This is a genomic window from Neptuniibacter sp. SY11_33 (genome assembly GCF_047778025.1).
In the GTDB taxonomy this organism is placed as follows: Bacteria; Pseudomonadota; Gammaproteobacteria; order Pseudomonadales; family Balneatricaceae; genus Neptuniibacter.
In genome coordinates this window covers 1,566,032-1,584,312 of record NZ_CP180543.1, presented here as the reverse complement: position 1 = coordinate 1,584,312, position 18,281 = coordinate 1,566,032, and the positions used below count along the sequence as shown (strand labels likewise).

Genomic DNA, 18,281 nt, shown 5'->3' with positions numbered 1-18,281 from the left:
CTCATGCCCTCATCGATTTTTACACACCACCTTTGCTTGATATTTAAATAAACGATGCGCATTAAAAAATTCCACGGGCTAACGATAGTTTCGTTGAGCTGCTCGAGTAAACTAAACTTTTATTTAATAGCGAAAATCAAATATCGCTTAGACCTTCTGAAGACTTCACCATACGCATTATTTCATGTTCCTCAAGCAGTATGAGGTCATTGAATAACTCTCTTATTCGCGCATTTCCCGCTCTCGATACTAGATGCTGGTATAGATCGAGTAGTTGATTGTGAATGCTGGCTGTACGAACCATAATTTGGTTAGTGTCCATCTCATTGAGGTTTGATTCACACAACATATGCTCTAAAGCGGGTGCTTTATCGACATATTCTATGCACCAAGTATTGAGGTCCTTAAGTTCCGTTTCCTCTTCATAACGAGCAATCGTCAAAGTCAGCTGCTTTTCATGGTCCGCAATATAATCGAGGAGCATTTTTACTCTAGGGGACTCACTCTGATCTGAACAATGTTCATAACATTTAGCAATCTGCTGATGATAATTTACAATCCAATCAAGAATATCGCTTATCTGTTCAATCTGCATAATCATCGCCCTTTAGTATTTAGATAACTTATTTAATTTCACTCTGATTTATCATAAAACCAATTGAACCAATTTAAGCTGAAAGGCCCATTCCTGTAATCATGGCTGACCTTTTTCTTAGCTAGCACTACTTACCTTTCGACAAATAATCTACCAAATTATCCATATCCTTCTTTTTAAGGTTCCAACGAGGCATTGCATCATTTAACAAATGACCATCTGGTGAAACACCCATCTGGATGGCTTTGCTTAAACTTTCTCGAGTATAGGCCTCATGTTCTCCATGACCGGAACCTTCGTGGTCATCAAATAGAGCGTGCGCTGTAAGAGATGGAGCTACAATCCAAAATTTTGGGTACATCCTTTTCCCCCCTTCGCGATTTTCACCATGACAATCTACACAGCGAGAGTAATGCATCTGACTATGCATACCACCTCCCTGATAATTAACAGACTCTCCAGTTTCATTCCTTCCTGTGAAATAGATACGCTCCCCGTTACTTGAAAACTTAAGCTCTTCATAACTATCTACCTGCTTATGATCAATATCGCATCCAACAAGAAAAGTTGAAATCAAGATAATAAAAAGTGTTTTCATATTCTCTTGCCTATAAAAAAGCCCTCATTGCTGAGGGCCTAAAATTATTGATTCATCAGATAATAAGCTATTGCTTCACGGTCTTCTTTGCGCATAAACGAGGTACCATCTCTAACAACTTCTCCCATACTCCCCCCGAAAGCATCACCATCATGTTTCAAGCCCGATTTCAAAGCATAAGCCAAATCTAGCTCGGTCCAGCCTTTCTCAAGCAATGCCTGTTTAGTGATAGCAGGAACTCGGCCTTCACCTTCTAACATCGATTCTGAGCCAGTGAATGGATTATCTTGATCTAATGCACCCAATACATTACGCTCACTGTGACAAGCTGCGCAATGGGTAGCAGCCTCAACAAGATAAGCCCCTCTGGTGAATTTTTCGCCCTTTGAAGTATCGGGCTGAAACCGCTCCTCATTGAAAAACAATGCCTGCCATAAAGTTAACCCTGCTCTCTGATTGAAAGGGAACCCTAACTCATGATCTTTTGCTGACACCCCAATAGCTGGAACAGTCTTAAATGCCGCCCAAAGATCAGCAATATCCTGATCACTAAGTTTTGTGTAAAACGTATAGGGAAACGCTGGGTAGTAACTATCACCCTGAGGACTTTTACCGGAACGTAAAGCCAATGAGAAATCATCGATATTCCAGCCGCCGATACCATGTACTTTATCAGTTGTAAGGTTAGGGGCATAAAAAGTCCCGAAAGGCGTTTTCAATGGCGGTCCTCCGGCTAATGCAGCACCACCATTGACCACATCCGTGTGACAAGCAATACAGCCAGAGGCTCTGGCTAGGTACGCTCCACGACCGACATCACCTTCTAAGCCTTTGAGTGAAGATGTAATAGTGGCTTCGCTAGTCAGGCCTTTCCACCCAATGGCAAAGGCCACACTACTTCCCAAAAGGATAATTAACGAACGCTTCATTACTCTTTCTCTTTTCTAAATCGAGTATGGCAGGAAGAACAGTTATCGGACACCATATTGAAAACCATCTCAACGGGCATTTTCCCATACTCCTCTGCGGTATGAACCATATGCCCGCCCATCATAGATGATCCTCCCATCATGTGGTCATTGCCCATCATCCCGGAATCACCCATCATTCCTTTATCTTCATTAGGTGCTTCTGTATTCCCCGCTGCCTTTATTAAGCCTTCACCTAAAACCTCTAAGTGATCTGCTAGCTTAGTAAAGCGATCCCATTCATCCCAGATATTTGGCTTAGCTTCCGTAGGATGCTGCATACTCCCCTCAGGAAATAACTTCGTTAAAGCATTACCCGAATGCCCCTTAATAATCTCAGCCGCTTCTCTAACTTTATCGGCATCATAAGGAGTTTTTCCTTTGAACATATCAGAGACTTCTTTCATGGAATCTTTCATATCTCCCATCGCATCCATACGTTCTTTTACGATACCTGTCGCTCCACCATGCGCCATAACTACAGAAGATGAAACAGTCAGACTTAACGCAATTAAATACTTAGCTGATTTTTTAAACATTATGTTTTCTCTATAAAAAATTAAAATTCCGTACCCATTTCATATCAAATGCGACGATTTAGGAGGGGGTGGATCTTCTGGCATTATGATTGAATGATCGCTCATTGTTACCCATTCATAAGCGATTTGAATGTAGTTACTTCGAGTGAAAGAACAAGTCTTTAGAATGGCCAAAACATGCCCTGAGTGACAATCAAACACATGCTTATCCCCATGATCATGTAAATGCAGCGAACCACTCCCGCTGTAACTGATCGCTAACCCTTGATTTTCTATATGCTTTGCCTGAACAGGCTGTACTAATACAACTACAATAAGAGGTAGGGACAACAAGAACTTGAGTCTTTTCAAAGCACGGAATGAAAACATATTGAGCTCAATTTTTTGGTGGATAAAACTTAAACTCAGTATCCGAAACCTTTTCTTTTGTATGGATCCAATACAGACCTTCAACAGGAATAATTGCAACCAACCCTTCGCTATCGGCATTAACAGAAACAGTATTGACGATAAGTTCTGCAATGCTTTGAGCATATTCTGATGAGGTGTAGATATCCACTTGAAGGTGCTCAACTAGATCGGTCTGACCATAGATCTGATTGTATACTCCATGTCCACGAACATTGTGGATTGTATAGCCACACACACCGGCCTTCAAAAAAGCAGCCTCTAGCTTACTTTTCTCCATCTCATTAAAGATAGCGCTGACTTTTTTCAAGCTCATGACACAACCTCCAGATAAAGAAATGAGGCCAAGCCCTCATTTCAAATCAAATACGATCAATGCATTGGCATATCTTTTTGAGACTGATGCTCCATCATTTGTTTCATCATTCTTTGCATCATACCCATTTGCTTTTGCATCATACCCATACGTGAATCCATATGAGGGCAAGGATCTTTATCCCCCTTGTAATCCCCCATCATTCCAGAACCATGCATCATATCCATACCCATTCGCATATTCTTCATATGCTCATGCATCATTTCCTGGCGCTTTTCGGGATGCTTGTTGCTCTGGATCTCTTTCATTAAATCTTCAGTTTTCCCAATATGATCATGCATTTTCATCATCTGGGAGCGCTCACCATCCATGCCCTTCTGCATCCCTTCACCCTGCTGATGCGCACTAACAGAAAAACCTACGCTCATCAAAACAACACTAAGCATTCCTACCATTAAACGTTTCATTACACGCTCCTTGATTGCAATTTTAAAACGATCTTCCACAATCCTGCATAAATCCATCAGAATCGTGCCTAGAATCTAGTAATCAAATTTAGACCTTCCAGTAACTGGAAGGTCAATAAAGAGGTATAAAAAGGGTCGCTTTAAACCCGTTTATTGATAAAAATCATTTTTTGGACGGAATACGACAAAAGCCTTGAGAAGGCACATCTAACGCACTGTTAAATTTACTCGACATATTCTGAAAAGCGATCAGCCCTGTTAATTCAACAATGCCATCCTCATCGTAATACAAACGCAGCCTTGTCATTAGCGTATCTGTAACTTGCCTGTCGCTAAACGTGATTGAATCTACATAGTCTAAAACTAGACGTTCATGTTCATCGAATAAATCACTTTCAGCCCATTCGGATAAAGCTTCTAGCTTTAATTCATCCCCTGCACGTTTCGCATACATATAAGAATTCACATCAACACAAAATTCACACCAATTAATCTGAGAGACTCTCACCGTAATCATCGATCGCAATGAAGGGGTGATTGCTGACTTTCTTGAATCTAGCGCACCAAACAATAAAGCAACTGTGGCAAAAAGCCGGGGGATACGAGCCCAAAGCAATGCTGGTTTGAGAACCATGCCGTATTTACGGTTTTGATTCCAAAAGAATGGCCGAAGATAGAACGGATAATCCTGAAGCTTTTTAGTACTAATTCGCATTTAATTCTCCACTATTACTTTTTATGGCAGCTCCAAGGCTTATGCGTAAGGTTGTCATGCACATTTTGATCCACAAACCTGTAATAACCTTCTTTAAACCTTGACCACCAATCATGGCTAATTTCTACGCCATGCTCCTTGATCACGTCTTCCAAACTATCGATACAAAGTCGTGTTGCATCATACTCCAGAATAAATACCTTTAACTCCGGATCAAAACTCACCTCATCAATCCCATAGAGCTGATCGATCTCCTCGACTACAGCACAGATCTGTTCATCCGTAGCTTCCTGAACCTTCAGATGTCTCTCTACAAGATTAGTTTCCGATACTCCTAAACGATGCTCTTTTTTCATGAGGCAACTCTCCCAATTTGCGGAATAAACCTTGGTGTAGTCTCTTTGTATACTTCATATTCGCCACCAAATTCGTCCAAAGCGATACCTTCCTCATACTTTGCTAACCGCACATAGACAAAGACCAAGATAGGGAACATCACTAAGGTTGGAATCGTTGGCCATTGCAGTAGGAAGCCAAACATGATCAGTACAAATGCCAAATACTGTGGATGTCTACACCGCGCATACCATCCGTCTTTCGCTAAACGATGCTGCTTCTGTGCTTGATACAATACATTCCAAGCCGAAGCTAAAATAAAGAAGCCAATAACAATCAGTGCATTGCTCGCCAAATGAAGTGGGTCGAAATGGGGATCACCTTCGAACCCCAGTAAGGTATGCAGAAGATGACCATTTTCATGAGCATAGAAATCGATTTGTGGATAGATTTCACTCAGCCATCCCGAAAGGAAATAGATCGTTAAGGGGAAACCATACATCTCTGTAAAGAGCGCAATGATGAAAGCTGAAAATGCTCCCAGACTCCGCCAATCCATTTTGCTTTTAGGTTTAATAAAACTAAATGCGAAAAAGATAAAAACAGCAGAGTTGATAACAACCAAAGACCACAACCCATAATCATTGCTCATGTTTATGCTCCTTTTGATTCTCTTCTTCTCTCGCTGCTTTTAAACCCTCAATGTAACCTTCCCGGTAAGCATCGTTTTGCTCACTCTGTTCGACAAAGTTCTCATGCCTATGTTCTTGAGAAGGCACTGCATCCTCAGTCTGACTAGAATCGTGCTTATGCCCACCATGGCTATGGCTGCCATGCATAAATAGATGCATCAGTGGGCACATCAGTAAGAAGAGGAATGGTAAGTAAGGGAAAATATGCTCTGCATGTTCTACTAATAGGAAATAGCCTATGACAGCAATCATCAACAACGCTGCCAATCCACTTTTAGAACACCAGAATGAAGATTTCTTACTCATTGCCCTGACCCTCTACAATTAATTCACCCCGATACATCTGCATCTGACATGAAAATGGGTATTTACCCGGTTTTAAAGATTCAAGTTTTATCTCTTGAGCTTTATTTAAAGGCAGCTCTTCGCTCAGCCCTAAGTCATCAAACTGAACAATGGCCGAACAAGGCGAGCTGTCTTTACGAACAAAGCTGAGGATAATGGGTTCGCCAGCCTGCACACGAACCTGTGCTGGGCTGTATACCCCGTTCTCAACAGTTATGGGGACAGTGCCTTTTGTCACGGCTGTAGTACTGGGCTTATAAAGCCAAAACCACCAGATGATTAAGCCGATCAAAACGAAACCTAATAAATTGATTATCAACATGATGCTAGCCTCCCTGATTAATGCTCTGATGCTTTAAACAAACGTAAACGGTTGGCATTACTCACCACCGTGAGCGAAGAGAAAGCCATTGCAGCCCCGGCAATAACTGGACTCAGCAGTAGCCCAAAGAACGGATACAAAACACCTGCTGCAAACGGGATACCTGCAACGTTGTAAATAAACGCACCAAACAGATTTTGCTTAATATTGCGTAATGTCGCTTTACTGATAGCAATAGCATCAGCCAGCCCATGCAATGAGCCACGCATCAGGGTTATGTCAGCACTTTCAATCGCCACATCAGTGCCTGTACCAATGGCAAACCCGACATTGGCCTGAGCCAAGGCAGGCGCATCATTGATACCGTCTCCAGTCATGCCTACTGTCTCACCTTGAACCTGAAGCTCTTGAACTTTATTGGATTTATCCTCAGGTAAAACTTCCGCAACAAACTCTGTAATGCCTACTTTTTTAGCAACTGCCTGAGCCGTAGCGCGATTATCACCGGTAAGCATTACGACACGTATGCCATTTGCTTGTAGCCGTTTGATTGCTTCGACCGAGTCTTTTTTGATCGGATCAGATACCGCAATAATTGCCGCAAGCTGCCCATTGATAGCCAAGTACATAGGGGTCTGTGCTTCTGATGCCATACGCTGTGCATCTGTTATGTGGTGTTTGATCGTAATTGATCTATCTCCCATCAACTTTTCATTACCAAACAACAAAGTGCTTCCATCCACTTCACCTTCAACGCCATGCCCCGCAATCGCATTAAAGTTAGTCACTTTAGAAAGGGTAAAACCTTGGGCTTTGGCTGACTCCACTATAGAAAGCGCTAAGGGATGTTCCGAACCGGACTCCAAACTTGCCGCTAAGCGAAGAATGTCTTCCTCTTTATGATCGCCGGTCAACTGGATCTCAGTAACCTGAGGGCTACCTTCAGTTATGGTGCCGGTTTTATCCAGAATCATGGCGCTGATTTGAGAGGCCGTCTGTAAAGCTTCGCCGTTGCGGATCAACACACCCGCTTCAGCCGCTTTCCCCACACCCACCATCACCGACATGGGTGTTGCCAATCCCAAGGCACAGGGACATGCAATGATCAAAACGGTTGTTGCTGACACAATAGCAAAGGCTACAGCGGGCGCTGGGCCAAAATTTAACCAAGCCAATGCACTGAGAATGGCAATAATCATTACAACCGGCACAAAGTAGCCCGAAATCACATCAGCTAAACGGCCGATGGATGGCTTGGAATTTTGTGCCCGTTTAACCATCTCAATAATTTGTGCCAGTGCAGTATCTTTACCAACACGTGTGGCTTTGAATATCACTGTTCCAGATTTATTGATGGTACCTGCAACAACTTCATCTCCAGCTACTTTCTCAACAGGCATTGGTTCACCCGTCAACATAGATTCATCAACAGAGGTACTACCCTCAATAACAATACCGTCGACAGGGATTTTTTCTCCGGGGCGGATTCTTAATTGGTCATCTAGGGCAACATCCTCAATGGGAATATCAATCTCTTCACCATCTTTAATAACTCGTGCATTCTTTGGCTGCAGGCCTATCAAGCGCTTGATAGCTTCTGAAGTCCTGCCACGCGCCTTAATCTCAAGCGCTAAACCAAGATCGATTAAACCAATGATCATCGCAGTGGCTTCAAAATAGACATGCCTTGCCATCAGAGGAACGGCATCCGGGGCAAATACCACCACCATGGAATAAACCCAAGCGGTACCAGTACCTAATGCAATGAGGGTATCCATGTTGGCACTGTGATTTTGAAAAGACTTCCAGGCACCTATATAAAAATGGCGTCCTGAAAAATACATGATTCCTAATGTAAGAAGGCCAACAATGGCCCAGGCAATACGTTCCATATTGGTGGAAACAGTCATCTCACCAATGAACAGCCCGTAGATCATTAGAGGAACACCTAAAGAGAGGGCAATCGTCATTTCTCTCATCAAGCGACGATAGTAAAGAGCTTCTGACTTTTCTTTCTCAAGCAGTAAGTCTTGATCGTTTTCATCAACGAAACTGGCTTTGTAACCCGCTCTTTCAACAGCGTGAATCAAATCATCATCAATCCCATCGCCAGTCACAAGCACCGTTCTTTGAGCGAAATTCATTGATGCTTTCTGTACGCCAGTAACCTCTAACAACGCACCTTCAATCTTTCCTACACAGCTAGCGCAACCGGCACCATCTATTAGCAGGGTTTTCTCTATGTTTGGGCTATTGGAACTCATCCTGATCACCTATAAGGCACTGTAAATCGCTCAAAAATTCAAACAATGAGCATTCCTGTGGTCAGGATAGACCTTCCTGTTGATGTAAGGTCAAGGGGTACTTTTCAAAGTAAAAACCTAAAATTCAAACTAAAATGACCTAATAGAAAATACATGATAAAAAACTTATTTAATGAGAATAAGTTATTAACCTCTGAACAGGAATAGCAATGGGTAAACAATCGGCTGGGAACTCATCTGACTTTACATCTCTAGGGGATACGAAAAGAAAAGAGCTTATAGATAACAAACTCAGTCGTTTTTTAGCAATTGCAATCGTAGTACTAACTATTGCGCCAATTGTCGTTTTCTACTCTGTTCTAAGCCAAGTAGCCAACGAAACTATTACAGAAACGGTTGAACATGAACTCGAAGAAAAAGCTCATTTTTTAAGAAGAAGTATTGATCGATATTACTCCCAGAGAGCAATAGATATACGAAACATTTCCCAAGCAGACGTGCTCGAACGCAATGACCTTGACGCAATATCACAGTACATCGAAGAAATTACAGAAAATAGCCCCTCTTTCCTTGATATTGAAATAGCAGATTTAAACGGAGAAATAATATCTAACTCGTCAGAAGCAGATGACGAGGGGCGCTCAATCTACGAGCTATATCCTGAACTTCGCCAACTGATATCAAAAGGCTACAACAGCAAGCAAGGTGATGTTTTTATATCTTCATTAATTATTTTAGATGATGGCTCATGGGGTTCTTTATTAATTACTCCTGTCACAGACGATTCAAATACTCATGTCATCAAGCTCCTTATAGTTGAGTTGCACTTTGATGATATTCAAAGACTACTACTCGAAGTTGATAGTATTGCCGGTCATACAGAACACACTGTAGGTATTGTTGATAAAACAGGTAAATTAATTCTCTCAAACAAATATCAACTTACTAACCAAAAACACACTCTAGCTAAAGAGCTAGATGGTAATGAGCACATCCTTTCGAAATACCTAAAAAGCGATGATAAAACCGCTTCTTATCTAGTGGAACACCCTAATGGGGAAAGCCTTATAATTAGCCTTTCAGCCTTTGATAGTTCAAATATTGCAAAGGTTTTAAATATGAGCGTTATGGTTTCAACACCTTATGATCAAGCCATTGCCCCAATTGCCACCTTGGAAAAAACAACTTATTCCTTAGCACTTATCCTAGGTTGTATCATTTTTAGCGTCATGATTTTTGGCTCTAGGAAAGTCATGGCCATGATCCATTATGAAGCCAACTTTGACCCTATAACTTTACTTCCTAATCGGAGGCTGTTTAATGACCGGCTTCAACAAGCCCTTTCATATAGAGCAAGGGAATCAAATTCTTGCTCACTTCTATACCTTGACCTTGATAGATTTAAGGAGGTAAATGACAGTTTAGGGCACGTTATAGGTGATAAGCTACTGCGGAGTGTTGCGCAAAGGTTACAAGATCAGGTTCGTAAAAGTGATAACGTAGCGCGTATAGGTGGAGATGAATTTGCTATCATTTTGAGGAATTCAACAAATACGAGTCATATTGATCGAGTTGCGAAATCTATTATTGATACGATGAGCGAACCGTTCCTATTGGAAGGTCATAGTATTTTTACCTCAGCAAGTATCGGTATTGCAGTTTCTCCAGGAGACGGTGTAACGGCTCCTGAATTAATGATTTCAGCCGACCAAGCTTTAGCTTGCGCAAAAATGCAGGGTAAAAATAAATTTTTATTTTTCACACGAGAGATGCAATGCGCATCAACAAGAAGACACAAGATATCCACTGAACTTAGGAAAGCCATACCAAATGGTGAATTTCAAGTTTATTACCAACCAATTGTTGCCACTAATGGATCCGAGTCAAACCACAAACTCGAGGCCTTAATCCGTTGGGAACACCCTGAATTAGGTTTTATTAGCCCTATTGAATTTATCCCTATAGCCGAAGAAACACACTTTATTTCAGAACTAGGCGACTGGGTGTTTCTGGAATCTTTAAAATTTATCCATGAAGGGCTAAATAAGTTAAATCTAAACCTGGAGATCAGTATCAATGTTTCTCCTATACAGCTAAAGCTAGATAATATACCTGATACCTGGTCCAAGCTTCTTGACGAATATGAAGTTCCGGGGAGCTCGATCACTGTCGAGATAACAGAAGGTGTTTTGATGGTAAACGATCCAACCATCAACAACCAACTTATCGCGCTACGTGACAATGGTATGAAAATATCTTTAGATGACTTCGGTACAGGCTATTCATCCCTCGCATACTTAAAGAAATTTAATATAGATATTTTAAAGATCGATAAAGCATTTGTAGATGAACTTGCAAGTGACGGTAATGATTTGGCTCTTTGTGAAGCGATTGTTGCTATGTCGCATACTCTTGGGATAAAAGTGATTGCAGAAGGCGTGGAAACCAAAGTTCAAGCAGATCTTCTTCATGAACTAAAATCGGATTATTGCCAAGGGTATTATTTTTCGAAACCAGCCCCTAAATCTGAAATAATTTCGTATTTAGAGCAGAAATCTGCTGTATAGCTATTGCGAGATCAGATGTAGATACACATTTTGTGAAAATAGCTATGTAGCGGAATAAAGCTCAATTATCTGTGCACATCTCTAGTGCGTAAATAAGGCATAAAGCAACGCGTGGTCACACAAAAAAAGACGTGATCAAAAGCCTTAGAGGCACCTATAACCATTTGTAATCATTGAAAAGTATGCACAAATAGGAAGATTACAACTGCCAACCTCTCTGTTCCAGTCTAGCTATTCTTCATCAATCAACCAGACTATAATTTCTGGTTTACAACTGATTTAAGACTGCCTAATGGCAAGAAGCAATACCATTAAACCTTAAGCTTTGGACTTTTAACCTACGATGACCATCGAAAAAGTTGCATTTATCAACATTAATTCCTGTGAATTCGAGCAACAATGGCTTAGTTCATTACTGAAGATGTGTTTTCGCAATGCTACGGTTGTCGCGCACGACAGAGTCGATGAATTAACCTTGGATGCACACTTACCTAATAGTGTCTTATGTTGCACGGAAAAAGAACTAACTAAAATCACATCGGTACTGAAGGAAAGTAACACCTTCTTTCCAATCTTAGTCCTTTCAGGAAGCACTCAAAAAGGTATCAAACTAAGAGACCAAGAACATTTCACTCTCGAAATCATTCCCAAAGAGATGCTATCTCCAGGTTTATTTAAGCTAGCAGTTTCATCACTCCTAAGAGATTACAAAAAGGAACAACAACTTAGAGCTCTTGCTCATTTTGATCCGCTGACCGGCACTGCAAATAGGCACTTATTCAATGACCGGTTAAGACAAGCAATCAAACAAGCGAAAAGAAATGCGACCCCGCTTAGTATTTTGTATTTTGACCTCGATAAATTTAAACCAGTAAATGATACATACGGGCATCATACAGGAGACGAATTACTAAAAATCTTCTCTCATAAAGTCCGAAATCTATTACGCGAGATAGACACTTTGGGGCGCTTGGGAGGAGATGAGTTCTCTGCTATTTTAACCAATACCACATTAGCTCAAGCTGAAACGACTGCTGAAAGGATTATTGTTTCATTAGCTCAACTAGAAGATATTGCCGGCCACAAACTTAATATTTTGACCTCTATTGGGATTTTAACCTGTAGCTCTCAACAAAAACTAAAAAGCTTATCCCTCGGACAAATTATGAAAGAGGTAGACGCAATTACGTACCAAGCCAAACTTGAAGGTAACCATAGCTTTGCTTCTCGCGAGTTCTAGACATTTAATCAAGCTCAACTGTTCGATTTAAAAAAGCGTCTAATTCTCTTTTGATTTCAGCCCCTGAACTAAGTTTTAGAGCTTTATTAGCGATTTCTTGGCATCTATTCAGTTCTAACCCTCTGATTATCTTCTTTATCCTCGGTAGTTGCGCGGCACCTAAACTAAGCTTTCGAATTCCGAACCCTATTAATAAGACAACAGTTCTGGGATCTGACGCCATCTCACCGCAAAGACAAATATCTAGCTGAGAGCTTTTGGCTAAATTTACAATACGTTTAATTTCATGAAGAACCGCAGGATGCGTTGGATCAAATAGTTCTGCTACACGTGGGTTATTTCTATCAACGGAAAGTAAATATTGGCAAAGATCGTTTGAACCGATTGAAATAAAATCTAGTTCTTTTGCCCATAAAGGTATTTGCGAAATCGCCGCCGGAACTTCGATCATACAACCAATTTTTGGTTGAACTACTTGTAAGCCCTCTGCTCGAAGCGCTTCTATAGATTCAGTGATCAAAGCTTTGAAACTGTTAATCTGTTCTAGATCGGACACCATCGGAGCTAAGATATGTAAACCATTGTAACCAATTGATGCACGCAGAATAGCTATCAATTGACTACGAAAAATTGAGGTATTTGCTAAACAGAAACGAATTCCTCTCCAACCTAAGGCAGGGTTTTGCTCGTCTTTAATTTGAAAGTACGGTAGCTGTTTGTCTCCTCCAATATCTAAAACTCGTACAAAAACGGGCTGGCCTCCAAAGGCAGAAAACAGTTCTTTATAAATTGCTACCTGTTCATGTTCTGAAGGAAATGCTGAACATGACATAAAGGGGATTTCAGTACGATATAAACCAATACCCTCCGCGCCACTTTGCAAACTTGGTTCTAGATCATTTAATAATCCGCTGTTTGCCAGAAGACTAATTCTAGTTCCATCTATAGTTATGGCAGGCAGATTTTTAAGTGCTTTTAATTTTTCATTTTCAATACGATTGTGTTTTAAAAGCTGACGGTACTCAGTGCAAAGCGAGTCAGTCGGAAATCGAATTAACTTTCCATTGTCTGCATCAACTATCACTCGCTCATTTTCTTCTAAGAACAATTGTGGACCGAGACCAAGCAAGGCCGGTATGCCAAGCGCATTCGCAAGAATTGCTGTATGAGACATCATAGCCCCCTCAACACAGAGCACAGCTAAAACTTGATCTTTACCAAATAGGGCAATATCAGAAACACTCACTTCTTCAGCGAAAAGGATCACTGGCCGATCTGGAACGGTATGAATAGAACCTTTGACTTCATCGATTGCTCGAATAATTTTATTACCCAAGTGGAGCATATCTTCGGATCTAGATGCTAAATATTCATCACTCATTGATTCAAAAACGTCGACCAAAGCCATTACCGTTTTCTTTACCCCACTAGCTAAACTTAAACCTAGCTTCAGTTCTAAATCCAAAGCGTAGTTAAAAGCACTGTCATCGATTAAGAGCTGATAAATATCAAATATTCCAAGAATATCGCCAGAGGTACCGCTTTGAGCTAACAAAGACTTCTCTTGAGCCAATTGCGTTTTTACTAGTGCTTTAACTTGTTCCCATTCCACCTTAGTTTTTTCAGGATCTGATTCAGCTTCAAATTTCACACTGTCTAGAGTTGGAAGGGATAGGAGGTGCACTCTACCTACAACAACCCCTTTCGAACCAGTCAAACCATTGATAGCAAGATTTACTTTTGAACTTTGCTCCAATATTTTTGCGTTAGGAATTAGCCAAGCGAGTTGGGCGGCTAGTGTAAGTAGCAATGCTTCAAGGTGCTCTTCTAGTACCTCTTCTTTCTTTGATTGGACGACTAACCCGCCTAAGCATATCCCTTGCTTTATTAACGGTACTGCGCAGAAACTTTTGAAGCGATGCTCACCAATCGAGGGGATTAATTCAAACTCATCTTCTTCTTCAGCATTTGCAACATTAATAACAGAACGTGTTCTAATTGCTTTGCCAATAAGTCCTTTACCTGAAGACAAGGAAACAGGCTTTTTTGAATTCAATCCATGGGAAGCATAAAGAGTAGGTTCATCATTTTCATTCAGTAAATAGACACTACAGACATCTACGGCAAACATGCCGCTAATTGAATCTACAATCTCCCTGAGCTGCGCTTCTGGATCAGAGATATCACTAACGTTACGCAGTAATTGAGAAATTTGCAGAAGTAAGCTGTCCATGTCTGCCCCGTAATTTGCTTTCTATTAATTAAGACCTTTGCCCATTTTCATTTACCATTGCAATAGGTAATGGTTGGGTATGCTTCCCGACATACAAACTAGTATGAGGGTAAGGAATTTCAATTTCGGCATTATCAAGAGCTTCTTTCGCAGCAATTAACAACTCACTTTTAGCGTCTTTAAGCTCTGCCCGCAGTACCCATACAGACAATTGTAAATCGACCGAAGAAGCATTGAACTGCGTAACAATGCAAAATGGTTCAGGGTGTTCTAATGCACGCTGATGTTGATTTACAGCATTGAGCAAAACTTGCCTAGCTCTTTCTACATCTTCGTTATAGGCAATCCCGATAACCAAATCGACCCGCCGAAGAGGAAAACGTGACAGGTTAGTGAAGGTAGTCTTAATAAGTGTTTCGTTAGGAACTCGGATCATCACATTGTCAAAAGTTCTCAATTTAATTGAGATAAGATCAATAGAAATGACTTCACCTGTAAATTCATTCAGCTTTAGAACATCACCTATTTCAAACGGTTTCTCTGCAATCAAAAACAACCCACTAATCAAATTTGATGCTGAGGTTTGAGATGCAAAGCCCACCGCCACAGATAACACACCCGCTGCTCCTAAGAGCACACTCATACTGAATCCAAGTTGCTTTAAACCCGATAGGAAAAAGATTAGAAATAGTATGTAAAAAATCAGCATGCTGCCGAGCAGTCGATGATGTGTGCTTAGCTTTTTTTCTGTCACACCCCGAAAAAAACGTGAAGCCAGCTTGCCTATAACAAACCCGCAAGCAATCAATAATCCAGCACGCAACCATTCAGCTATACCGACTAATGCAATAACATCTGTCATCTATTACCCCATAATCAAGTTCATTGCCGTACGAAACCGACTGGTTTTATTTGCTGTACGAGCTTTAGCAATGATCGTAACGTCACCAAGCTCTTCTGGTGGCCTTTGAGCGGATACCACCGTTGTATCACCAGTATCTGGATTTATTCGATAACGTACTGATTCTGTCCAATACCCGCTGTTTGCAGTGTAATAAAGCCCTAAGATGTTTAATGGGAGCGAAAGCCTATCTATTGTTAGTAATTTATCCCCATCATTAATCAACTCTAGGGCGGTTAAGGCACGGTGCTTATAGTGTTTAACTTCAGAAAATATCGAAGGTGCTGAAGTCTTAGTGCTATAACAAAGACTACCTTCAGTTGTATTTGTACCCACCCAACTTAACCGCGGAACGACTGTCGGATATTCAACTAAAACCTTTCCATCGCCAGATTTAAATTGCAGCCACAGCGGAGTACTTACATATAAAACAAGCCTAGATTTAGGCTCAATTTTCACCTCTGCCGCAGGGTTAACCTGATAGGGTTTATCTGCTAGCTGTAAACTTACTAAAGGCGTATCAGCATCCTCCCTAAGGTAAATTTTTTCTTTTACTTCCATACCATTTGGTAAAGCATTTATCAGCTTTAAAGGCTGCTTCATTGGAGGCTCTATTGCTCCCTGATAAGCGTTAGTGGACCAATAAGCATCACCTTTTTTCATTATGAAAAAAAACAGATCACCTAACTGAATTTCGTACCAATAATGATCAAGTAATGCACCTAAATTGATATCGTGGAAGCATGCCATTATTTACTTCCCTCACATACCAAATCATTTAGCTCTTTCTCTTTTAAGTACACAACGATCGAAGCGATTCTCAATGCGCCAATCACAAACAAGAAAGCCGATAGAGCGTATAGCATTTCAGGTTCTAGGTTATGCTTGAACAAGCCAATTAATAGCTCCCTAATAATAAAGATGATCGCCGCATCCAAAATAAAAGTAAGTCTCAAACGATGAGAATGGAAATACTCAATTAAAGAGCGAGAGAGCTCGACAAGAACATAAATCGTCAGCACATCAGAAATAAAATCAATGTAGTGCCCTGAAATACCCTTAAATTCGAGCAAGCCTGAAATGGATAATACGAGCTGCACCACACCGATCACGATGGCGATAATTATCATTACAATTACAGAGCCAAATGCGACATTGACCACCTTGTCAAAAGCATCTTTAAGCTGAACGAACACTTTTAATCCTCTTTTAATCTGTTTCTGTGATTTCATAAATCAGTTTGAATGGCTTTTTCTGCCTCTTTTCCAAATAAAACGCTAACCCTGTTGGCTTGTTTTCATGGTCTTTAAGCAGTTCATATCTTTTCATTTCAGTGGGCTCAATACCTGCTCCATCCAGCAATATCAATTAACTCATCATCAACTCCTCAAATCAGGAGTAATGTTCCTAATCCCAAGAAAGTCACAAACCCAAAGACGTCAGTGACAGTAGTTAATAAAACAGCTCCAGAAAGAGCTGGATCAATACCTAACCGATTTAGCAACAAAGGCAAATACACACCTGAAACTGCAGCAGCCTGAATATTGGCAAATACAGCAAACGCAATCACAAACCCTATCTCTATACTGCTAAACCAATAAAAAGCGACTATCCCTATTACTACTGCCCAGCCAATGCCATTAATCATGGCAATTCCCAATTCTTGCCGACAAAGAGCTAAGGCATTACTCAACGTAACCTGCCCTAGGGCTAAGCCTCTCATGATCAACGCTAATGTCTGGCTACCCGCAATTCCCCCCATAGAAGCAACGACCGGCATCAATACTGCCAGTGCCACTACTTGGCTAAGAACATTCTCAAATAATCCAATTGTCCAAGAAGCTAAAAAGGCTGTGAGCAGATTAATGCCTAACCAGATAGCTCTGTTACGAGCGCCTTTCATAACAGGTATAAATAGATCTTCTGATTCAGCCATACCTGCTTTAGCCATTAATAAGCTTTCATAGTGCTCGCGGAGTAACCAAAGTGCTGTTGGATGAGTAATGCGGCCTATTAGCCTTCCATCATCATCGATGACCGGTAAGTTCTTTACCTCAGCATTTTCTAGTTCATCAATGGAATCTAAATATTGAGAAGAAGCCGCTATCGTTGGCACCGTAGTGTCAATTAAGCCTCTGACCATACGAAGATCACTCTTATCACAAAGCACATCTTTCACTTTCACTGTGCCCCGATAAACATTATTTTTATCGAGTAGATAAATATGATCTAGCGTGTTCTGCTTACCTCGTTTAATCGCTCTGATTGCATCTTTTACTGTTGCATTAACAGCCAGCGTTAAAATTTTGTGGTCGACAAAACGTCCAATTTGATTTGCATCGTATTGATTCGCACTTTCGAACCATCGTTTTTGCCTAACATCAAGATAACCAAGTGCCTTTTCCAACAGCTCTTCTGGCAATTGAGTAGCAAGATCAATCAAGCTCTCAGCGTCCAAAGTTTGTAATAGCTGTTCAGTTGCAAGCTCATCCAAAGTAGCCAAAATAGGCTCTCTGGCTTGAGCTCGCATTTCGATAAGAACTGGAGTTTTTAACTCGGATGGAACTTGCTGCCAACGCACAAGTCGCTCTTCAATAGGCAAAGCTTCAAGCAATAGGCTCAGCTCAGCGGTATCCAGCGACTCGATTGCCCCATCGAAGACAATTTCATTCGGGTGCTCTTTATCGTTGAGCTTTGCTATAAACTGTTGAAGCTCTTCTGTTTTAACTACTTCTTCCATGGCATTACCCTTAAAAAGCCTTCTTTTAAAACTAG

The 18,281-nt window shown here is 40.9% G+C and carries 19 protein-coding genes; 2 read left to right on the top strand and 17 right to left on the bottom strand.

Features of this window, described 5'->3' with window-relative positions:
* Nucleotides 1–136 precede the first annotated feature (136 nt).
* The 12 genes from ACMXYV_RS07455 to ACMXYV_RS07400 all read right to left on the bottom strand — a co-directional run bounded on the left by ACMXYV_RS07455 (nucleotide 137) and on the right by ACMXYV_RS07400 (nucleotide 8,565).
* Complete coding sequence (locus ACMXYV_RS07455) at nucleotides 137–595, bottom strand: ATPase (protein WP_415891149.1); 459 nt, start codon at nucleotides 593–595, stop codon at nucleotides 137–139.
* Between the two features lie 127 nt (nucleotides 596–722).
* On the bottom strand, nucleotides 723–1,193 hold the full coding sequence (locus ACMXYV_RS07450) for a c-type cytochrome (RefSeq protein WP_415891148.1): 471 nt from the start codon (nucleotides 1,191–1,193) through the stop codon (nucleotides 723–725).
* 44 nt (nucleotides 1,194–1,237) lie between these two features.
* Nucleotides 1,238–2,122, bottom strand: a complete 885-nt coding sequence (locus ACMXYV_RS07445) for a c-type cytochrome (protein ID WP_415891147.1) — start codon at nucleotides 2,120–2,122, stop codon at nucleotides 1,238–1,240.
* Nucleotides 2,122–2,700, bottom strand: coding sequence for a c-type cytochrome (locus ACMXYV_RS07440; RefSeq protein ID WP_415891146.1), 579 nt, complete (start codon nucleotides 2,698–2,700; stop codon nucleotides 2,122–2,124). The genes ACMXYV_RS07445 and ACMXYV_RS07440 overlap by 1 nt, the downstream gene beginning before the upstream one ends.
* 376 nt (nucleotides 2,701–3,076) lie before the next feature.
* The gene (locus ACMXYV_RS07435; protein WP_415891145.1) at nucleotides 3,077–3,424 is read right to left on the bottom strand and encodes a P-II family nitrogen regulator; all 348 of its coding nucleotides are present in this window, start codon (nucleotides 3,422–3,424) and stop codon (nucleotides 3,077–3,079) included.
* A 56-nt stretch (nucleotides 3,425–3,480) separates the two neighbouring features.
* Nucleotides 3,481–3,891: a hypothetical protein gene (locus ACMXYV_RS07430; RefSeq protein ID WP_415891144.1), complete on the bottom strand. Its 411-nt coding sequence runs from the start codon at nucleotides 3,889–3,891 to the stop codon at nucleotides 3,481–3,483.
* A gap of 163 nt (nucleotides 3,892–4,054) precedes the next feature.
* A complete protein-coding gene (locus ACMXYV_RS07425) occupies nucleotides 4,055–4,606 on the bottom strand; it encodes a carboxymuconolactone decarboxylase family protein (RefSeq protein ID WP_415887418.1) in 552 nt (183 codons plus the stop codon).
* Between the two features lie 14 nt (nucleotides 4,607–4,620).
* Nucleotides 4,621–4,962, bottom strand: coding sequence for a cation transporter (locus tag ACMXYV_RS07420; RefSeq protein ID WP_415891143.1), 342 nt, complete (start codon nucleotides 4,960–4,962; stop codon nucleotides 4,621–4,623).
* Nucleotides 4,959–5,594, bottom strand: a complete 636-nt coding sequence (locus ACMXYV_RS07415; protein ID WP_415891142.1) for a methyltransferase family protein — start codon at nucleotides 5,592–5,594, stop codon at nucleotides 4,959–4,961. The genes ACMXYV_RS07420 and ACMXYV_RS07415 overlap by 4 nt, the downstream gene beginning before the upstream one ends.
* The gene (locus ACMXYV_RS07410) at nucleotides 5,584–5,940 is read right to left on the bottom strand and encodes a DUF2933 domain-containing protein (protein WP_415891141.1); all 357 of its coding nucleotides are present in this window, start codon (nucleotides 5,938–5,940) and stop codon (nucleotides 5,584–5,586) included. The genes ACMXYV_RS07415 and ACMXYV_RS07410 overlap by 11 nt, the downstream gene beginning before the upstream one ends.
* Nucleotides 5,933–6,301 (bottom strand): cupredoxin domain-containing protein, encoded by a 369-nt coding sequence (locus ACMXYV_RS07405; protein ID WP_415891140.1) that lies wholly within the window; start codon nucleotides 6,299–6,301, stop codon nucleotides 5,933–5,935. The genes ACMXYV_RS07410 and ACMXYV_RS07405 overlap by 8 nt, the downstream gene beginning before the upstream one ends.
* Before the next feature lie 17 nt (nucleotides 6,302–6,318).
* Nucleotides 6,319–8,565 (bottom strand): heavy metal translocating P-type ATPase, encoded by a 2,247-nt coding sequence (locus ACMXYV_RS07400; protein ID WP_415891139.1) that lies wholly within the window; start codon nucleotides 8,563–8,565, stop codon nucleotides 6,319–6,321.
* A 209-nt stretch (nucleotides 8,566–8,774) separates the two neighbouring features.
* On the opposite strand from ACMXYV_RS07400, the gene ACMXYV_RS07395 reads away from it, so the two are divergent.
* Both ACMXYV_RS07395 and ACMXYV_RS07390 read left to right on the top strand, forming a co-directional pair.
* Nucleotides 8,775–11,132, top strand: coding sequence for an EAL domain-containing protein (locus ACMXYV_RS07395; protein WP_415891138.1), 2,358 nt, complete (start codon nucleotides 8,775–8,777; stop codon nucleotides 11,130–11,132).
* Nucleotides 11,133–11,475: 343 nt separating this feature from the next.
* Complete coding sequence (locus ACMXYV_RS07390) at nucleotides 11,476–12,372, top strand: GGDEF domain-containing protein (RefSeq protein WP_415891137.1); 897 nt, start codon at nucleotides 11,476–11,478, stop codon at nucleotides 12,370–12,372.
* Nucleotides 12,373–12,376: 4 nt separating this feature from the next.
* Here ACMXYV_RS07390 and ptsP read toward each other — a convergent pair whose 3' ends face one another.
* The 5 genes from ptsP to ACMXYV_RS07365 form a co-directional block, all read right to left on the bottom strand.
* Nucleotides 12,377–14,605 carry a phosphoenolpyruvate--protein phosphotransferase gene (gene ptsP / locus ACMXYV_RS07385; RefSeq protein ID WP_415891136.1) on the bottom strand — a complete coding sequence of 743 codons (2,229 nt, stop codon included), beginning with the start codon at nucleotides 14,603–14,605 and terminating at the stop codon, nucleotides 12,377–12,379.
* 28 nt (nucleotides 14,606–14,633) lie between these two features.
* On the bottom strand, nucleotides 14,634–15,467 hold the full coding sequence (locus ACMXYV_RS07380) for a mechanosensitive ion channel family protein (protein ID WP_415891135.1): 834 nt from the start codon (nucleotides 15,465–15,467) through the stop codon (nucleotides 14,634–14,636).
* A 3-nt stretch (nucleotides 15,468–15,470) separates the two neighbouring features.
* Nucleotides 15,471–16,256, bottom strand: a complete 786-nt coding sequence (locus tag ACMXYV_RS07375) for a hypothetical protein (RefSeq protein WP_415891134.1) — start codon at nucleotides 16,254–16,256, stop codon at nucleotides 15,471–15,473.
* Nucleotides 16,256–16,702, bottom strand: a complete 447-nt coding sequence (locus ACMXYV_RS07370; RefSeq protein ID WP_415891133.1) for a phosphate-starvation-inducible PsiE family protein — start codon at nucleotides 16,700–16,702, stop codon at nucleotides 16,256–16,258. Before ACMXYV_RS07370 ends, ACMXYV_RS07375 begins: the two co-directional genes overlap by 1 nt.
* Nucleotides 16,703–16,893: 191 nt before the next feature.
* Nucleotides 16,894–18,246: a magnesium transporter gene (locus tag ACMXYV_RS07365; protein ID WP_415891132.1), complete on the bottom strand. Its 1,353-nt coding sequence runs from the start codon at nucleotides 18,244–18,246 to the stop codon at nucleotides 16,894–16,896.
* Nucleotides 18,247–18,281 lie beyond the last annotated feature (35 nt).